At 28.7% G+C, this 19,107-nt stretch carries 14 protein-coding genes; 3 read left to right on the plus strand and 11 right to left on the minus strand.

All coding sequences use genetic code 11. From position 1 onward, the window contains the following. Nucleotides 1–84: 84 nt before the first annotated feature. The 3 genes from KEC93_RS22385 to KEC93_RS22395 form a co-directional block, all read right to left on the minus strand. On the minus strand, nt 85–1,092 hold the full coding sequence (locus tag KEC93_RS22385) for an ABC transporter substrate-binding protein (RefSeq protein ID WP_023973858.1): 1,008 nt from the start codon (nt 1,090–1,092) through the stop codon (nt 85–87). A gap of 123 nt (nt 1,093–1,215) precedes the next feature. Further along, the gene (locus KEC93_RS22390) at nt 1,216–2,163 is read right to left on the minus strand and encodes a substrate-binding domain-containing protein (RefSeq protein WP_077869842.1); all 948 of its coding nucleotides are present in this window, start codon (nt 2,161–2,163) and stop codon (nt 1,216–1,218) included. Between the two features lies 1 nt (nt 2,164). Beyond that, the gene (locus tag KEC93_RS22395; RefSeq protein ID WP_077869841.1) at nt 2,165–3,367 is read right to left on the minus strand and encodes a response regulator transcription factor; all 1,203 of its coding nucleotides are present in this window, start codon (nt 3,365–3,367) and stop codon (nt 2,165–2,167) included. Nucleotides 3,368–3,704: 337 nt separating this feature from the next. On the opposite strand from KEC93_RS22395, the gene KEC93_RS22400 reads away from it, so the two are divergent. Then, complete coding sequence (locus tag KEC93_RS22400; RefSeq protein ID WP_077869565.1) at nt 3,705–4,760, plus strand: aldose epimerase family protein; 1,056 nt, start codon at nt 3,705–3,707, stop codon at nt 4,758–4,760. Between the two features lie 619 nt (nt 4,761–5,379). Next, the gene (locus tag KEC93_RS22405; RefSeq protein ID WP_077869566.1) at nt 5,380–7,083 is read left to right on the plus strand and encodes a methyl-accepting chemotaxis protein; all 1,704 of its coding nucleotides are present in this window, start codon (nt 5,380–5,382) and stop codon (nt 7,081–7,083) included. 162 nt (nt 7,084–7,245) lie between these two features. Here KEC93_RS22405 and KEC93_RS22410 read toward each other — a convergent pair whose 3' ends face one another. From KEC93_RS22410 to KEC93_RS22420, 3 genes are all read right to left on the minus strand, one after another. After that, nucleotides 7,246–8,112 (minus strand): Cof-type HAD-IIB family hydrolase, encoded by an 867-nt coding sequence (locus KEC93_RS22410; RefSeq protein ID WP_023973863.1) that lies wholly within the window; start codon nt 8,110–8,112, stop codon nt 7,246–7,248. 465 nt (nt 8,113–8,577) lie between these two features. Continuing rightward, a complete protein-coding gene (locus KEC93_RS22415) occupies nt 8,578–9,285 on the minus strand; it encodes a GntR family transcriptional regulator (RefSeq protein ID WP_077869567.1) in 708 nt (235 codons plus the stop codon). A 606-nt stretch (nt 9,286–9,891) separates the two neighbouring features. Continuing rightward, nucleotides 9,892–10,836 (minus strand): CAP domain-containing protein, encoded by a 945-nt coding sequence (locus tag KEC93_RS22420; RefSeq protein WP_077869568.1) that lies wholly within the window; start codon nt 10,834–10,836, stop codon nt 9,892–9,894. A gap of 436 nt (nt 10,837–11,272) precedes the next feature. On the opposite strand from KEC93_RS22420, the gene KEC93_RS22425 reads away from it, so the two are divergent. Then, on the plus strand, nt 11,273–11,965 hold the full coding sequence (locus KEC93_RS22425) for a PHP domain-containing protein (RefSeq protein WP_039770017.1): 693 nt from the start codon (nt 11,273–11,275) through the stop codon (nt 11,963–11,965). 93 nt (nt 11,966–12,058) lie between these two features. On the opposite strand, the gene KEC93_RS22430 is transcribed toward KEC93_RS22425, so the two are convergent. From KEC93_RS22430 to recQ, 5 genes are all read right to left on the minus strand, one after another. Continuing rightward, nucleotides 12,059–12,292, minus strand: a complete 234-nt coding sequence (locus KEC93_RS22430; RefSeq protein WP_192927454.1) for a hypothetical protein — start codon at nt 12,290–12,292, stop codon at nt 12,059–12,061. Between the two features lie 182 nt (nt 12,293–12,474). Beyond that, complete coding sequence (locus tag KEC93_RS22435) at nt 12,475–13,071, minus strand: HD-GYP domain-containing protein (protein ID WP_023973866.1); 597 nt, start codon at nt 13,069–13,071, stop codon at nt 12,475–12,477. A 131-nt stretch (nt 13,072–13,202) separates the two neighbouring features. Beyond that, nucleotides 13,203–13,823, minus strand: coding sequence for an HD-GYP domain-containing protein (locus tag KEC93_RS22440; RefSeq protein ID WP_017211121.1), 621 nt, complete (start codon nt 13,821–13,823; stop codon nt 13,203–13,205). 294 nt (nt 13,824–14,117) lie between these two features. Continuing rightward, entirely contained in the window at nt 14,118–16,868 is a 2,751-nt protein-coding gene (locus KEC93_RS22445; protein ID WP_039770014.1) for a calcium-translocating P-type ATPase, PMCA-type, read from the minus strand. Nucleotides 16,869–17,047: 179 nt separating this feature from the next. After that, the gene (gene recQ / locus KEC93_RS22450; RefSeq protein ID WP_077869570.1) at nt 17,048–18,829 is read right to left on the minus strand and encodes a DNA helicase RecQ; all 1,782 of its coding nucleotides are present in this window, start codon (nt 18,827–18,829) and stop codon (nt 17,048–17,050) included. Nucleotides 18,830–19,107: the final 278 nt, after the last annotated feature.

Genomic DNA, 19,107 nt, shown 5'->3' on the forward strand with positions numbered 1-19,107 from the left:
TTAACACAATTACAAACATGTACGTACTACATCTTTTTTAACATAAGAGCATGGATTGAATTCCAGCTCTTATGCATATTATCATTAATATTTTCTGTTTGGTAATTCTGCTCCAGCATCTTTTTGTAAGAATTGACTTTCTTTTGAGTTTATAGTTCTTTCGACTTCTTTACCATCTAATATGTTTTTAGCAACTTCAAGTAATTGAGGTCCAAGTAGCGGATTACATTCAACAGTTGCATTAGCTTTACCATCAACCATTGCTTGGAATATATCTTTAATACCATCAACTGAAACTATAAATATATCTTTTCCTGGTTTCTTTCCATATTCCTCTATAGCTTGAATAGCTCCCATTGCCATATCATCATTATGAGACCATAGTACATTTATTTTATCACCATCTGATTTTAGAAATGCTTCCATAACTTCTTTACCTTTTGCACGAGTAAAATCTCCAGTTTGTGATTTTATTATCTTATAATTAGGACAATCTTTTATTGCATCATTAAACCCTTGTTGTCTTCCAACCATTGCAGTAGACCCCACTGTTCCTTGAAGCTCTGCTATATTAAGTGTTGCGTCTTTACCGAATTGATCTATTAGTATTTGTGCAGCCTTTTTCCCCTCTGCAACCATGTCTGAACCTAAGAAACATTTATAAAGTGAATCATCTGAAACTGTAACTTTTCTATCAACAATTACTACTGGAATTTTTGCATCCTTAGCCTCTTTAAGAACTGTATCCCATCCAGTTTCAACAACTGGATCTAAAGCAATTAAATCTACCTTTTGTGCAATAAATGATCTTATGGCTTTTATTTGATTTTCTTGTTTTTGTTGTCCATCAGAAAATTTCAAGTCAAAGTTAGGATCTAATGTTGGAATTGATTTTATAGAGTCAGTTTCCGCTGTTCTCCAACCACTTTCTGCACCAACCTGTGCAAATCCAATTATTTTTTTGCTAGATGAATTCGCTGCTGATGTCTTTGCTGAATCGCCTCCACCAGCTCCAGATCCACCGCAGCCTGAAAGCATGCCAATACACAATACAGCACTCGCCATTAATGCCATCATCTTTTTTAACTTCATAATTAATTCCCCCTATATTCATGATTTCGTTTTCATGAATTAATTATATATTTATACTTACAAATTGTATTTGCATTAATCAGCACTTTTGTATACTTTTACGGAATATGGAAATCCATATATTTAATTACTTAAAATATCTTTAGTTATTTTATTGCACTTTAGTAATACTTTTTTAGGAATATCATCTTTCTTATTCAATATTTTTATTGCATAATCTACTGCTTCTTTTCCTCCAGTCTTGCATGTAAATGTTCCTTGCAATATGCCATTTCTAACAAGGTCTATACCTCCTTGAGGTCCTTCTAAGCCATCAACACCAATTATTTTAATATTTTTTGAATTAGTACTTACGGTAGCGTAATATGCCCCAAGTGCCATATAATCACTATGGGCAAAAATTATATTAACGTCCTTATCATCTTTCAATATTTCTTCTAATTTATCTTCTGTTTCATTCTTCTGCCAATTCCCTACAATGGTTCTATCTATAGCAATATTTTTATAATTACTAATCGCTTCTTTAAATCCATCAGTTATTTCTTTATCTGTACTTGAATCTAATATTCCTTGGACCTCTATAACATTAGCCTTGTTATTACCAGCTAAATTAGCAATTAACTCTCCTGCCTGCACTCCTATAGATCTTGTATCAGCCCCTATATATAAAGTATAATCATATCCATCAACAGCTCTATCCAATAATATAACCGGTAAAGATTCATACGCTTTTCTTACAGTTGGTGTTAGTTCTTTGGAGTTATTAATTGAAACAATCAGTAAATCTGCGCCAAAGTTCATCAAATCTTCTATATCCTCTTTTTGTTTTTCAACATCTCCACCTGCATCCTTAAAAATTATTTTTATATTGCTATGTTTCTTAGCTTCTTCCTGTATTTCTTTATTCATACTTATTCTCCATGGTTCATATAGGTTTGCTTGAGACATACCGATTATAAATGTATCCTTTTTCTGAGAGTTTGTCCTATATAAATAGATTGCAAAAATTATTAGTCCAGATATACAAACTATAATTATAGATAAATAAATAATTTTTCTTTTATTATTCACTCTATTTTCCCCTCTTATATTCCGTTGGTGAAACTCCAACTACTTTTTTAAAAGCTCTACAAAAATAATGTTGATTACTATAGCCGACTAGTTCTGCCACATCATAAATTTTAACAGCTGGATCCTCCATGATATACATCGCTTTTTCTATTCTTATTTTAGTAAGGTAATCAATAAATGATAATCCAGTTTCTTTTTTTAATAATTTACTTAAATATGAGGATGTTACTTCTAATTTATTTGATATATAATTTATATTTAACTCATTTGAATAATAGTTATCTTCTATATACTTGATTGCTAGTAAAACCATAGAACTGCACTTCTTTTTTTCATTAACCCTATTCATTATCTTCATATATTCATCTTTTATCTTAAATACATCATTAAAAACACTTGCCTGCTCAATTAATACATTACACTTTAAATATTTATATATCTCTTTCTGTATTTTTTTTGCAATAGAAATCCACCACCCCATATCATTTATTTTGCTTACTAGTATTATATTTTTCTTATCATCATTAAAAATATACTTTAACTCTAAATCTTTAAATCCATCATTTAAAATATTAGCTATTGCAAACTCTAATAATTCAACACTCCAATTCCTAACACTTACTTCAACATTAAGTTTTTCTACAATCTTTATAACCATAATTCCAATATTTCTTCCAAACTCGATATCAAAAAAACTCATCTCCTTTAAAACTTGTTCATCACTTAATTTATTGTTAAACCATTCGCTAAAAAAAGTTTTTTGTAATACTTCCTTATTTTCAGCTAATTGTCTTTTTACCCATTCTAAGTAATTGTTTTCTTTTCCCCTTTCAATAAGTTTTTTGGTTACTTTAATTACTATCTCCTCTATGTTCTTTTTACTCACAGGTTTTAGAATGTAATCGAAAACATTGAACTGCAATGCTTTTTGAGCGTATGAAAAATCATCATATCCACTTATTATAATAACAATCCCATTATTGCCAATCTCTTTTAGCTTTTGCAATAGGTCTAAACCGTTTAAGAATGGCATATTTATATCCAATAATATAATATCAGGTCTGTTTTCTTTAATAATTTCTAATGCAATTTCTCCATCCTCTGCTTGCCCTACTATCTCAATACCGAACTCACTCCAATTTAAAATATTCTCAATACCCCTTCTAATTTTAGGCTCGTCATCAGCGATAACTAGTTTCCACATAATTCCTCCATTTATAATATATATTACAATAATAAATTTATATTTAATATTCTTGAGCTAAGGTTGAATTAATATTAAAATATAGGAAATTAATTGCAAGATATATTTTTTATTTTGTTACTATATTAATTTTTATTGTTTTAATACTCCATTAATGTAATTATTAAGCATATATTTATATTATTTTAATATATTTCCAAAATAATTTCTAGAAATAATTGTATGTACAATTTTAATGTAATATAATATACTTGTACATACATGAAACCGATATCTTTAATTATGTAAATGTATACTAAAAAATATGTAGTAATTTATTAAATACGGAGGTGTTATCATGGCAATAGAAAAAAATGTTTTCGGAACAATGCCTGATGGAAAAGATGTTTATATTTATACTTTAACAAACTCTAACAAAATGAAAGTTGAGATTTCTACTTACGGTGGTACAATAGTTTCATCTCTAGTTCCGAATAAGGATGGTAAATTAATTGATGTAACGCTAGGATATGATAATTTAGATGGTTATTTAAAAGGAGATAAATTTTTCGGTGCCTTAATAGGACGTTTTGGAAATAGAATTCAATATGGAAAGTTCATCCTTAATGATCAAGAATACACTTTAGCTCAGAATGATGGAGAAAATCATTTACACGGCGGCTTAAAAGGCTTTGATAAAGTAGTATGGGATTCAAAAATAGTTGAAGATTCTCCTAATACATTAGAACTTTCTTATTTTAGCCCAGACGGTGAAGAAGGATATCCTGGTAACCTTAATGTTAAAGTTACTTATGTCCTTACTGAAGATAATGCTCTAGAGATAAATTATAGTGCAACTTCTGATAAAGATACAGTCGTAAATCTTACAAATCATGCTTATTTTAATTTATCCGGTCATTCATCTGGTGACGTTCTTAATCAAAAATTGATGATAAATGCAGATAAGTTTACAGTAAACGATAAATATTCAATTCCTACAGGCGAAATAAAAGAGGTAGCCGGAACTCCTATGGACTTTAGATCATTAACTCCTATCGGCAAAAATATAACTAGTGATTATGAACAAATTGATTTTGGAAAAGGATACGATCATAACTGGGTACTAAATACCGATGGATGTGATAGCTCAAAAGCTGCTCAAGCTATTGATGAAAATTCTGGAATAGTATTGGATGTTTATACAACCACTCCTGGAATTCAATTTTACAGTGGGAACTTTCTTGATGGTTCAGATGTAGGTAAAAATAAATCTGTTTATAATCGTAGAAATGGATTTTGTTTAGAAACTCAATATTTTCCTAACTCTATAAACTGTAGTAAATTTAAATCTCCAATACTTAGAGCTGGAGAAGTATATAAAGATAAAACCATTTATAAATTCTCTACATTATAAATTCTGATATTATAATGCACTAATATAAAAAGGTACTTAACCAATAAACATCCATAGTGGGTAATTATGTTTTATGATTTAATTATTAAATAAAAATTCGCCTAAAATATAACCACTATGGATTATACAAATATTATAAAGAGCACTAAAAAATAAACACTTTATTTTCCATGATTGTATGCTAATCCAACTTTGTCTTAAAGATTGCTTTCTGACCTAAGTCGCCTAATAGATACTATTCTAAATGAAATACGTTACCATACAATCATTGAAATAAATCAAGGAAAATCCCTATCTACAATGGCGACGCTATCTATTTATAAAGTTGATATTATTAAAAAACATGCTCAGTCCCAAAATTAAAATTTCTTATTAAAGTATATTAACCTCAAAAGATATTCATCACGCTGAGTATACTCAATACGATAAGGTTGCTTGAATTTATGCATTACTAAATTTATTTTAAAATACAACTTTTAGAATGTTTTTTGTAATCTATGCAAATACATTTCAATATTTATACATATTTTAAAATTAATGCTTATTAACTTTATGCTTAGACTTATCAAATACCTTGCGCTTATATTTTTAATGTCATTTTTATTAAAGGAGAATTTATATGTATAATAAATTAAAAAAAGTTATTAGTAACTATCCTATTAATACAAAATTCAAAATAACTTTTTCAACAATTTTAGGACTTACTTCTTTCCTTATGGTAGCTGTGATATGCATAATATTGTTTATTTCATCGCAAACAAATTCGCTATATAATGGACCATATAAAGTTTCTGAGACTATTTCTAATATTAGAGTAAACTTACAAACAATAAAAATGGACATGTTCAGATCAATCACAGAAACAGATCCAGGAATAAAGAACTTTTATCTAGAGCAAGCTGATACAGAATCTATAGCTCTTTCGAAAAATATAGAAATTTTAAAAGAAATACATAAGGGAGATCCATCTTTATTAAATGAATTTTTATCAAATGTAAAGGGTTTAGATGATAAGAGAGAAAAATTAAGTGACTTATTAAAATCAAAAACCAATCAGTCTGTAATGAAAGTCAGCCAAGATGCTTACTCTTCACAAATTAAAGAGTCTGAAGAATGTATACTTAAGCTTTTTAAGTCATCCCAAGAAGATGCTAATTCCTTTGTTACTAATTCAAATACTTATAGAAATATATCACTAATTTCTATTACGTTTATTATGATAATATTAATTGTGATATCATTATTGTTAATTAGGGTATTGAATGATGTATTACTTGAAGGGATTAATCATATTAAGGATATTGCAAAAAACCTAGCTCATGGAAATCTTAAGATAAATACTGAATATAATGCAAAAGATGAAATGGGTGAAATGTCCCGCGATTTAACTAATTCTATCGGAATGTTACTTTCTTATATTAATGATATAACAAGCACTTTGGAAAGATTAGCAGATGGAGATTTAGATATACATTTAGATACTTCAATAGCATATATAGGCGATTTTAATCCTATACAAAAATCAATAAAAAATATTATCGATTCTTTAAATATTATATTTCAGAATATGGATCAATCAATCTCATCAATTTCTAATGGTTCTGAGCAATTATCTTCAACTACCCAAATACTCTCTGAAGGCTCTATTAACCAGGCTGGTGCTGTTGAAGAGCTCTTTACTAGTTTTAAGAAAATACTGCAAAAGGTTAATAATACTACTAACAATGCAGATAAAGCTAAAAGTTTTTCCATTAATGTAAAACATATTGTAGAAGAAGGAAACGAAAAGATGCAAATATTGATGGAATCTATGAAAGAAATAACTATCTGCTCAAAACAAATTGCTGAAATTATAAAAGCAATAGAAGAAATTGCTTCTCAAACTAATCTTTTAGCATTAAACGCTGCTATTGAAGCAGCTAGAGCCGGTGAAGCTGGAAAAGGTTTTGCTGTAGTTGCAGACGAAGTCAGAAATCTTGCTGAACAATCTGCCGAAGCCGTAAACAATACTTCTAAGATTATAAAAAATTCATTGCATGTAGTAGCTAATGGAGAAAAGCTGGCTACAGAGACTGCTGCTGCATTAGATATAATAGTTAAAAATGTCGATGATACTACTAATTTAGTGAAAGAAATAGCTGTAGCCTCTGAAGACCAAACTGAAGCTATAACCGAAATGACCAGTAAGGTTGATCAAATTTCTCAAGTAGTTCAAACTAATTCTGCAACAGCAGAAGAACTAGCAGCATCTACAGAAGAATTAGCTTCTCAATCTCAGATAATAAAAACTGAAATATCAAAGTATACATTAAAAAACAAATAATGAATTTTGGCCTTTTAGATATCAATACTTATTTCAAGCCAAAGAATTAGAATGTAAAAATTCTTTGGCTTCAATATAAAAAGATCATATCTGTGCCATTGGCATAACGCCATGATAAAACTGCTTTACTTAGACGTTAAAGCGCAATCATATAATTTCTTTTTATTTCTGTTCTTCTAAAACTCTATATATTGCTTTTGCTACTCCTAAATTGTCATTTGTATCAGTTATATATTTTGCTATTTCTTTTATTTCAGGAATAGCATTTCCCATAGCAACTGATTCTTTGAATTCTGTAAACATAGAATAATCGTTAAAACTATCTCCTAGCACCAAAACTTCATCTCTTTCAAATCCCATTTTTTCAGCTACTTTTGCAAGTATAATGCCCTTTTGAGCAGTTATATCCGTAATCTCTATATTATCCCTGAATGAAGATGAAACAGCAATTCCTTTCAATTCTCCAATAACTTTTTTCATTTTATTTATAAGCTCTATATCTTTATGGAAAGCTACAAACTTTCTAATTTCTATACCACTGCTTAAAAATTTATCCAAATCAGAAATATAATTAAGTTGAACAAAATATGGTTGAACTTTGGCAAGTTCCAAAGCTTCTTCTGGAGTAAGCTCTGGATTAAAGGATAACGTTCTATATGCCATTTCCTTTAAAGCTTCCTCTTTAGTGTCTGTAGTATATATTCCTTTATTAGTAAATATTCTTGCAGATACTTTTTCTCTTTGAAGTATATTTATAATTTTAGTTGCAGTTTCTAGCTCTATATTTATCTCTTCTAGAATATTTCCATCCTCATCTCTATACTCTGCCCCATTCATAAGTACACATTGACATCTTATATTATTTTCCATCAAAAGAGGTTTAACAGTATCATATTCCCTTCCTGTTGAAATTGCAAATATAATTCCTGCCTTCTCAGCGCGCTTAATAGCAGATACGGTCTCTTTATCTATTTTATGTTTTGTATTCAACAGTGTCCCATCCATATCTGATGCAATAAGTTTTATCATTTGGGATCATCTCCTCGCTATTTTATTAAATTTCTCATACCTTAATATTATAACAAAGTTTATTCAATTGTGAAAATAAGCGACATGATTTCACTTTTATCAATATATAGTTAAAAATAGGTTTTATTGATTCCTAACTTTTATTTGACATCTTTTCTATTCATCAAACTTATAACACAAAAAAGCCTACCCTTTATATAATATAAAGTGCAAGCTTTTTTATTCACCCAAGATAATTGAAATTATTAACTATATAAATCACTAATTCATACAACTAAATATGATTTCTATATTAATTTAAGCTTATTTAAATACTTGATTTATTATAATTTTAAATATATATTTTATATAATAAATCTACTTTTCCCCCCCATCAAACCAATTATTCAATTAAGATAATAATTATAGACACTTATTTGTAATATCTATATAAATTTACTAGTAAAACATATAACATTAAATTATTTAGTTAATACTAGTCAAGCTTATCAATTTCATATTTTTATAGTTAAATTTCTCTACAGAAATATCAAATACTATTCCACTACTTAAAAATATAGTATTATTTAAAACTAAAGCTGGATCATCTTTTTCCAAGTTCAAAAAACTTGCTTCTTCTTCAGTTAATTTTTCAGAAGTTATTATTCTATCCGCAAATCCTATTTTTAATTTTAAATCATTTGTAATGTAATCAAATATAGACTTACTACATATTTCTTCATTCAAATAAGGAATAATATCTTTATTATAGTAAGATTCCTCTATTTCAATTGGATCTCCATTTAAATATCTTACTCTTTTAATATAATATATCTTTGTGCCAATATCACATTTCATTCTATTTGATAATTTTTCATCTGCATTAATTAACGAAAATTCAGCAACCTTACTTTCAAACTTTTCATTAGAATACTGTTTTGATAAACCATTTATATCTCTTATTTGGGCGCAACCATTTTTTGCAAACTCCCTTAAAAATATCCCACTACCTTGCACTCTATAAACATAACCTTTAGTCACTAATATTTCTATAGCTTTTCTTATAGTATTTTTGCTAACATTAAATTTTTTTATCAGTTCCTCTTCTGTAGGAAGTTTTTTACTCAAACTATATCTATCTTCCAACATTTCTTTTTCTAAAATATTAATAACCATTTCATACTTTGTTTGCATCTCTGTAATTCCTCGCTTTATTTTAAATAAGTATTTTTACTAATATCTTCTTCTAATTCGTAACACGTTAATCCTAATCTATAAAGTTTCTAAAAACAATAAAAACTGTTATATCAAATATTAAACCCAATATTTCCTCTTTCATTTTCACTCGAAATATTGGGTTTAATACTTGATAATTCCCTTTAATGAATATCATTATCACATAAATTCACTTTTCTCTTCTTAATAATTTATTTAATATCTTTACTAATATATTACATCTTTTACTTCTTAATATTTAAACTTTATATCTATTGATTCCTCCAACTAGCGGAATAATTTAACTATTCTTATAATTCATTGGCATGATTTATTATATAATATAAGGCACCTTTTGTAAAGGTTTAAATAACTTGTTTTAAGTTCACAAAATAATAATTCAAATAGTATATAAGTTGAATTATAATCCTATATTAATACTAATTATATATGCTTAACCGTTAATAATATAGATAAATCTTTAACGCAACTTATATAGAACTGCTAATTATTTTGTATAATCAGCAGTTCTTACTTAACTTATGTATCATGTATATTTATATTAACAACATACTAGTCCAAATATTAATTTGAAAAAGTCTGAGTTCCCATATATTTATCACTACCACTAATTACACCTATACCAACCTTAGTGTAAGAAGGATTCATCATATTTGCCTTATGCCCCGGCGAATTCCACCACTGATTGAATAATTCAACTGGTTCATAATTGTTGTATGCTATATTTTCTCCAGTTGTAGTATATTCATAGTTAATTGCTTTTAGCCAGCTTGTCCAATTATTGCCCTCTGGAGTAGTATGGTCGAAATAATTGTATTGTATCATATGGTTACTCTTATACCTAGCTACTTGAACTAACTCATTATCCATAACTAAAGGATTTAGACCTGCTTCAGTTCTTTTTTCATTCATTAACTCAAAAATTTTATTTTCTGCCATTGTTTGTATGCTTATAGAATAGTTTCTTGGTAATTGAGGAAGTCCATTTATATCAACAGTATTATTACTAGCTTGTCCATCGTATGCTGAGTTAGTCAACAGTTGGCCTGAATCATTTGATGATTCTATTAACTTTCCAGACTCATCAAAGCAATAAACCTTTCCCGCAATATTTTGAATTCCTGTTTGCATTGCTCCATTGCTATTCATATAATACCATTTATTATTATCCTGAATCCAACCTATTTGCATCACTCCATTATTATTAAAATAATACCAGGTTCCATTGATATTATTCCAACCTTCTTGCATTACTCCTGAATCATTTAAATAATACCAGTTTCCTTTGTCATAAGTCCAATCTGTTTTCATTCTTCCGCTTTCATTAAAATAATACCATTCATTTGAAATATTCTTCCATCCTCTAGCTACCTTGTTTCCTTCTTTATAGCTCCATGTTCTATCATCATTTTGAGTCCATTCCGCAGATGCTTCTAACGGTGATAGTGTAGCAATTGTTGTAGCCACAATAACCGCACTTGTAATTCTTGTAAAAAAAGTTTTCTTCATTAGTTTTCCTCTTTTCTTTTGTTATTCTGTTATCTTATATATCGTTAGTATAACTCCTCATAAAATCGTTTTCAGAACCACATATAAAAGTTTTTCCATATAATTATTTTACCATAAATTCGACATTTTTCAACCCATTTTATTCTAAAATATTTTATAATAGCTAAACAGACTATATAATTCTCTTTTTTCCTTCTGATTTATTGTAAATTTATTATAAAATAGTTATATTCATATATATATTTTCTTTAAGTACTTATGTCTTTAAAAATTTAAATACAAATTTATTGTTACAGCATATATATAATATAAAGAATTTATGTTAACGCAATTTGTTAATTAAGTTAATTTTCATATAAATATAAAAATCAATCATTTTAACACCTAATTCATTAACTCATATATTAGAAATAGATAATATTTCAGGGGAGTTATAATGTATAAAAAAGGTGATTTCCATATCCATTCAACTTTCTCAGATGGAAAGTGTACCCCTAGGGAGCTTGTTATTCTTTCCCAAAAAAGAGAGGTGGATATTATTTCTATAACAGATCATAATAGTACATCTGGTTTAGATGAAGCTGTCATGGCTGGTGAAGATCTTGGTGTAAGAGTCATTCCTGGCGTTGAACTTTCAACTAAATACAATTCTTCCAGAGTTCATGTTTTAGGCTACTTTAAAGATGATAGCTACAAAAATGAGCTTTTAGTTGAAGTATTAAAAAATGTAAAGAATCATAAAATTTCAAATATAAAAAAATTGCTAGGAAAAAATCTAGATTTTTATAATACTAAGGATAAACTTTCTGTAGAGACTGGCATAAAAATTCTAAAGTTTTTTGGAGCTACAGTGGTTTTGGCACATCCTGTACTTTTAAACAAATCTGATTTTGAAAAAATCATAGAAATGGACTTTGATGGACTTGAAGCTAAATACTTCAGTAATACAGAAAATGATACCGAATACTTCTTAAAAGTAGCCAGTGATAGAAACTTACTTTACACAGCCGGGTCAGATTTCCACAGTTGCAAAGAATTTTATAGAATTCATGGGATAATAGGTGACGTTTATCTAAATGAATCTGAAATATATAATTTTTTGATACGTGGTAAGTTGCCATACTTGTAAATACTTTACTAGAATTATTTAATATTAAAAATTAGATATATGTTTAATTGAATTATTACTATACTACATATATCTAATTTCCCACTTCATAAACTATATTTCTTCTAGCTTTTTTCTTCTTTTATATATTTTGTTAGCTACCAAGCATGCTGTCACAGTAGTTCCAAAAACACATATAGCAGTTGGAGCCACTGCTATAAATCCAGCCAAAAGCAACCCTTTTCCCGAAACCTTAATATCAACACTTCTATCTTTAGACTTAAAATTTACATTAATACTTCCTGCTTCTTTATCTGCCTTACTAACTTTGTTAAAAGATCCATTCATTATCTCTTTCTTAAAGTCTAGAATTCAATCACCCCTCATATAATTTACGATTTATATTTCTGCTTTATTTATATCATATTAATTTAAATCTATTATATACAAAAAACTTCTAGCTTTAAATAAAATTTCAAACAAAAAAATTGTAACTATACTATAGAAAAAATCTATACATAGTTACAATCCTAATTATAAAGTTCATTAACTATTTTATTCCAATTGTTGAGCATGCATTCTGCTATTTTCGAATCATACATTATTCCTTTATTCTTCTTTATTTCATCTTTGCATAACTCATCACTTATGGATTTTCTATACGGCCTATCACTTTTCATTGCATCTATAGAATCACAAACTGCTAATATTCTTGATGCAAACGGTATTTCTTCTTCCTTTAATCCTTTAGGATATCCTTTTCCATCCCATCTCTCGTGATGATATAAGACTATCCTAGAAATATCTTCAAACGTACTTGTTTTACTTAGTATATTATATCCAATATACGGATGATTCTTCATTAATTCCCATTCACCTACTTCCAGGCTATCTGGTTTATTTAGAATGTTATCCGGCACTCCAATTTTACCAATATCATGCAGATCTCCTGCTATATGTATTAATTCGAGCTCTTCCGTTGTCATTCCCAAGACTTCTCCTAATTTATATGCCATATCTGCTACTCTAGTCGAATGACCATATGTATAGAAGTCTTTTGCTTCCAAGGTTGCAACCATACTTCTTACAACACCATGATACATATCATCATTATATTGTTCCAATATTTCTCACCGCCTTACTAATTTTGCTATTCTTACTAAATATAATATCATAAAATCTACTGTGTTTGAATATAATTATTTAATTCAATTAAGATAATTAAAATACTTTTCAAATATTTATAGAAACTTGACGATTAAATCACAATATAGAATTCATTATTAGGATCATATTCTTGTGTAATTTCGCCCCAATTTTTAATGATACAATCTACTATTTCAGGATCATACATTATACCTTTATTTTTAATTATTTCATTCTTACATTCTTCATCGCTTATTAATTTTCTATAAGGTCTATTACTTTTCATAGCATCAATAGAATCACAAACTGCTATTATTCTAGATCCTAATGGTATCTCTTCCTTACATAATCCATTTGGATATCCTCTCCCATCCCATCTTTCATGATGATGTAGTACTATTTTTGAAATAATATCTAAGCTTTTTACTTTGCTTAATATTTTATACCCTATCTCTGGATGCTTCTTCATAAGTTCCCACTCTTGTAGGTCAAGTTTACCTCTCTTATTTAGAACACTATCAGGAACCCCAATCTTACCTATATCATGCAAATGCCCTGCAATGTGCAAAATCTCTAATTCTTCGTTCTGTATCCCTAAATACATACCAAGCTTATTCGCCATATTTCCAACTCTAGTAGAGTGTCCAGCGGTGTAAATATCTTTTGCATCCAATGCTGCAACCATACTTTCTATTATATCGTGGTAAACTTCACTACTAAATAACATACTCATAATCATACCTCCTTAAATCAAATTAAAACGCATCTATATAAAATTAAACTCTAAATCATATTTAATTTACTTAAAATTATCTCTCATTGAAAATTATTATCAATTATATTATATCCTATTTTACTTATTAATCAATATTTAACTTTTATCATAATTTTATGATAAATATGAATATTATCACTAAATACCCTATTAACTTCTTACCTTTATTACTGCTATTTTTTAAGAACAAAAGTGCATAAAAATAAGGGGAGTTAAATTAACTTCCCTTAGCTTTTAAATAACACTATTTAATTATTTTCTAAACATTCTTATAATAAATTTTATAACTTCATTTACTACTATAACCATAAATGCTAACCCTAGAACTTTACTCCACATTATCACCGATAAAGCAACTGAACTAAAGAAAGTAGTAAATACTTGAGTAAATATTATTTGAGCCAATCCAGTTATAAATATTACTTGAATAGCTATCTTGTTCTTAAAAAAGTTAGGAAATATACTTTCTGCCCCAAATTCTCTGCAGTTAAATGCATTAAATAGTGCACTAAATGCAAATAATCCAAATAAAACAGTTTCCATCTCACTTGCAAATCCGTTTTTTTCTGTGGATGCTCCTAAGATATTGTACTTCATCTGTATGAGTAAAATTGATGTAACATATATTGCATTTAATATTATTGAAGTAATCATACCTTTTGTAATTATACTTGAATTTCTATTTACAGGTTTTCTATTAAAAACATTCTTTCTAATTGGTTCCAAACCTAGAACTAGTGCTGGCGGTCCATCCATTATTATGTTAATCCACAGTAATTGAATCGTAGTAAATGGCATTTCAAAATTTAATATTTGTGAAATTATTGCAACTAAAAATGCTATTATGTTTACAGTAATCTGAAATTGTATGAATCTTTGAAAATTTTCATACACGCCTCTTCCCCACTTTATTCCATCAATGATAGTAGTAAAATTATCATCTGTTAATATTATATCTGCAGCATTTTTAGAAACTTCTGATCCTGAAATACCCATAGCTATTCCGACGTCTGCCTTTGTTAATGCTGGTGCATCATTTATACCATCACCAGTTACTCCAACTACTTCCCCATTGCTTTGAAGAGCTTCAACAATTCTCATTTTTGTCTCCGGCTTACTTCTAGCTACAATAGCTATATTTTCAATCTCATTTCTTAATTCTTTATCATTTAAAGTATCAATATATGTAGCTTCCACTGCTTTTTTTCCACCCTTAAGCATTCCAAGCTCATTTCCTATTGCTATGGCTGTATTTATATTATCCCCAGTCAACATCTTAGTTTCAATACCAGCTCTTTTAGCTGCTTCTATAGCTTTAGCTACATCTTCCCTTAGTGGATCTCTTATGGCAACAAAACCACTGAATATTAGTCCATTTTCTCCATCTAATAGTTTAGGTTTTAAAATACTTATCTCACTTGTAATCGCAGCCTCTGCTTCTACATCTTCAATAATCCTAAATCCAAACCCTAGAATTCTCATAGATTTAGCCTGTAGTTTCTGTATTTCTTTTATTATTTCATTTTTTCTCTCTTGTGTAAGATCTATAAATTTATTATTTATAACTTCATTAGTAGCATTTGATAACAGTATTTCAGGCGCTCCTTTTACGAGTACTACATTCATTCCTTTAATCTTCATAACAGTAGCCATGAATTTATTTTCAGAGTTAAACGGTATTTGATGAATCACTTCACTTTCTTTTCTTTCCTGTTTATAATCATATTCCTCTAGATATGAAAGTAGTGCACATTCTGTTGAATTACCTAAGTAATTTAACTTATCTCCCTCAAAACTTATATCAGCCGTTGAGTTCACAAGGCAATTTTTTATAAAATAATCATCTATATCATTTTTATCATCAAAGAACTTTCCATTTAAATAAAGATTCTCTACAGTCATCCTATTCTCAGTTAAAGTACCTGTTTTATCTGAACAAATAACGCTAACTGAGCCTATAGTTTCACAAGCCTCTTTTTTTGTTACTAACGCATTAATCTTAGCCATCTTTTGCATCGTTATTGCTAATGTCATATTAATCATAGTTGGCAACCCTTCTGGCACCGCTGCGACTATTAAAGCAATACATACAACAAAAGCAGTTTTAACAGGATCTATAGAATTTAAAAACGATATTACTCCTGATGTATTTATATTCAAATTACCAGATATAATCATTTTGGTAACCATAAATATAAATAGTAAACCTGCTATAACGCTTGATATTTTAGTGATTGTCTTACCCAAATCCCCCAATTTTCTTTGGAGAGGTGTTTCTTCTTCATCTATTTGAAGAGTTTGAGCTATTTTACCCATTTCAGTATTATCACCAGTTGAAGTTACAACCATTGTCGCCCTACCGTAAGCAATTAGAGTTCCGCCAAATCCCATATTAATTTGCTTTGCTGGAATTGGATCCTGCATTTCTTTATTTTCTTTTACTTGTATTTCCTCCATATTGACAATTACTTGAGCATTTTTTGTAACATCTTCTGATTCACCAGTCAACATATCTTCCCTAACCTTTAAATCTATTGTCTCAATAAATCTTCCGTCTGCTGGTATCATGTCTCCTGTTTCAAGATATATGATATCTCCTGGAACTAAGTCATTTTTTCCTACTTGAGTTACTTTGCCGTTTCTCAACACCTTTACAACAATATCTTCTGTCATTTTGGCCAAAGCTTCTGCTGCTTTTTTTGATTTTCCTTCTGTAATTATTCCGATAGTTATTCCAATTGCAACAGCACATACTATTCCAACTGAATCATAATATTCTCCAATAATTGCACTAACTAAAGCCGCTATCAAAAGAATAAGCATCATTGGTTCCAATAATGCATTTTTTATTTCTTCAAATATATTTCCTTCTTTTTTATGAGTAAATTCATTTTTTCCATACTTCTCAGTTCTCTCTCTTATGGATGAATCATTTAGGCCAATCTCTAGATCGACATCTAGTTCTTCTAAAACTGATTCTATATCTTTATTAAAATATTTCATTAATTAAACTCCTCTTATTAACATGTAGCTCCTTCAAATATGATTCAAAATCTTTCAATATATTTTAACATAAAACATAGTCAATATTAAGTTAACTTATAATACGGACTTAACTACTAGTTTATATTATTCATTATAACCCATTTTACTACAACAGTATCAATTTTTAGATACTTTTATTAATTAGCTTCTTTTTGAGCAAACATTTTTATTATATTTAATAACTCTCCCCCATAAGCTTCAATTTTTTTTGTTCCAACTCCTCTGATCTCCAACAATTCATCTAATGTTCTAGGTCTGCTATTAGATATTGCAATCAGACTTGTATCCGAAAATATTATATAAGGCTTTATTTTATCCTTATATGCCCTATCTTTTCTCCAAGATTTTAAAGCTTCAAATAGCTCTGTATTTATTATAGGTTCCCTACTATCTAATATCTTAAATACAACCGATTCCTTACTTTTCAAAACCCTAATTGATCTAGAATTAAGTTTTAACATTGAATATGTGCCTTCTTTCAAATCAACGTATCCATCATCTAGTAATCTTTTTATCAACTCTTTTATAAAGGTGCTTCCATATTCCTTCATTATTCCGTATGTTGTAACTTTATCTAAATTATTTTGTATTATTTTAGGTCCCTTAAAACCTTTCAAAATATCCACAAGAACTGATATTCCATACTGTTCTTTTGTTCTAAAAACTGTGGATAAAATCATCTGACTTTCTTTTGTAAAATCTTTTAATTCATCATCGTTTAAGCAGTTACTGCATTTATTACAGTAATTTAGCTTCCGATCATTTCCAAAGTAATTCAATATATATTTTCTATAGCATTCCTTTAAATTACAATAATCAATCATAAATTGGAACTTTCTAAGCTGAATTTCTCTCCTATTCATGGAAGAACTTCTATTTATAATATATTCCACTCTACTTATATCTTCTTCACAATAAAATAAGTAACAGTCACAGTTCTCTCCATCTCTTCCTCCTCTTCCTATCTCTTGATAATACGATTCTAAGTTTTGAGGAAAAGTAAAATGTACTATGAATCTAATATTTGACTTATCTATTCCCATTCCAAATGCATTAGTCGCAATAATTACATCTAAATTCTCATATAAAAACTCTTCTTGAAATCTTTCTTTCTCTTCATCTTTGAGTCCACCATGATACTTACCAACATTAAATCCTAGGTCCCTTAAATAATAATATAAATTATCTACTTCGTTTCTTGACGCGCAGTATACAATACCAGATTCACCTTCATTTTTTCTAATTATATCCTTAACAGTTTCAATCTTATCTACTTCCTTAAGTATATTAAGACTAAGATTTTCCCTATTAATATCGCCTTTATATATATAAGGTTTCTCTAACCCCAATAATTTGATTGAGTCTTCTCTAACTTCACTTGTTGCTGTTGCAGTGAACGCTGATATTATAGGTTTAACTTTAAGACTTTTATAAAAATCTGATATTCCTAAATAACTCTGCCTAAAATCATGCCCCCACTGAGATACACAATGTGCTTCATCTATAGCAATTTGGCATATATGAAGATCTTTAATCAATTCTCTAAATATTTTGGATTCTAATCTTTCTGGTGATATATATATTATCTTGTACTCCCCCATAGATGCTTCAATTAATATACTTCTTATAGTGTCCATATTCTGAGTACTATTTATATATGCGGCTTTAATCCCAGCCCCAACTAGATTGTCCACTTGGTCCTTCATAAGCGATATTAAAGGAGATATAACTATAGTTACACCTTGCATAATTATAGCTGGAATCTGGTAACAAATAGATTTCCCTGCCCCTGTAGGCATAAGACAAAAAGTATCCACACCATTTAAAATACTATTTATAATCTCGAACTGCCCTCTTCTTAGAGTATCAAATCCGTAGTATTTTTTTAAAGCATAAAATATCTTTTGTTTAGTATCCATCTTTGCTTCCCTTTCTCTTATATATAATAAATTCTACTTGTAAATTTCTTTTTTAGCATATTAAATAAAATAACGAGTCTAAAATGCCATTGTTATTTTTCATTAGGCAATCAAATAGATTGCCCATGGTAAGTCTATTAAACCAATATGCTGATGAGAAGAGAACCCAAATCTGTGATTTGGTGTGACTCTCTTACTCAGCGAGTGTATGCGAATTGAGCTTTCCATGTCTGAAAACAGTCTTGGCAGATGGACTTGTTATTTTTCAATTATACCTT

This window comes from Clostridium beijerinckii (assembly GCF_018223745.1).
GTDB classification, from domain to species: Bacteria; Bacillota; Clostridia; order Clostridiales; family Clostridiaceae; genus Clostridium; species Clostridium beijerinckii.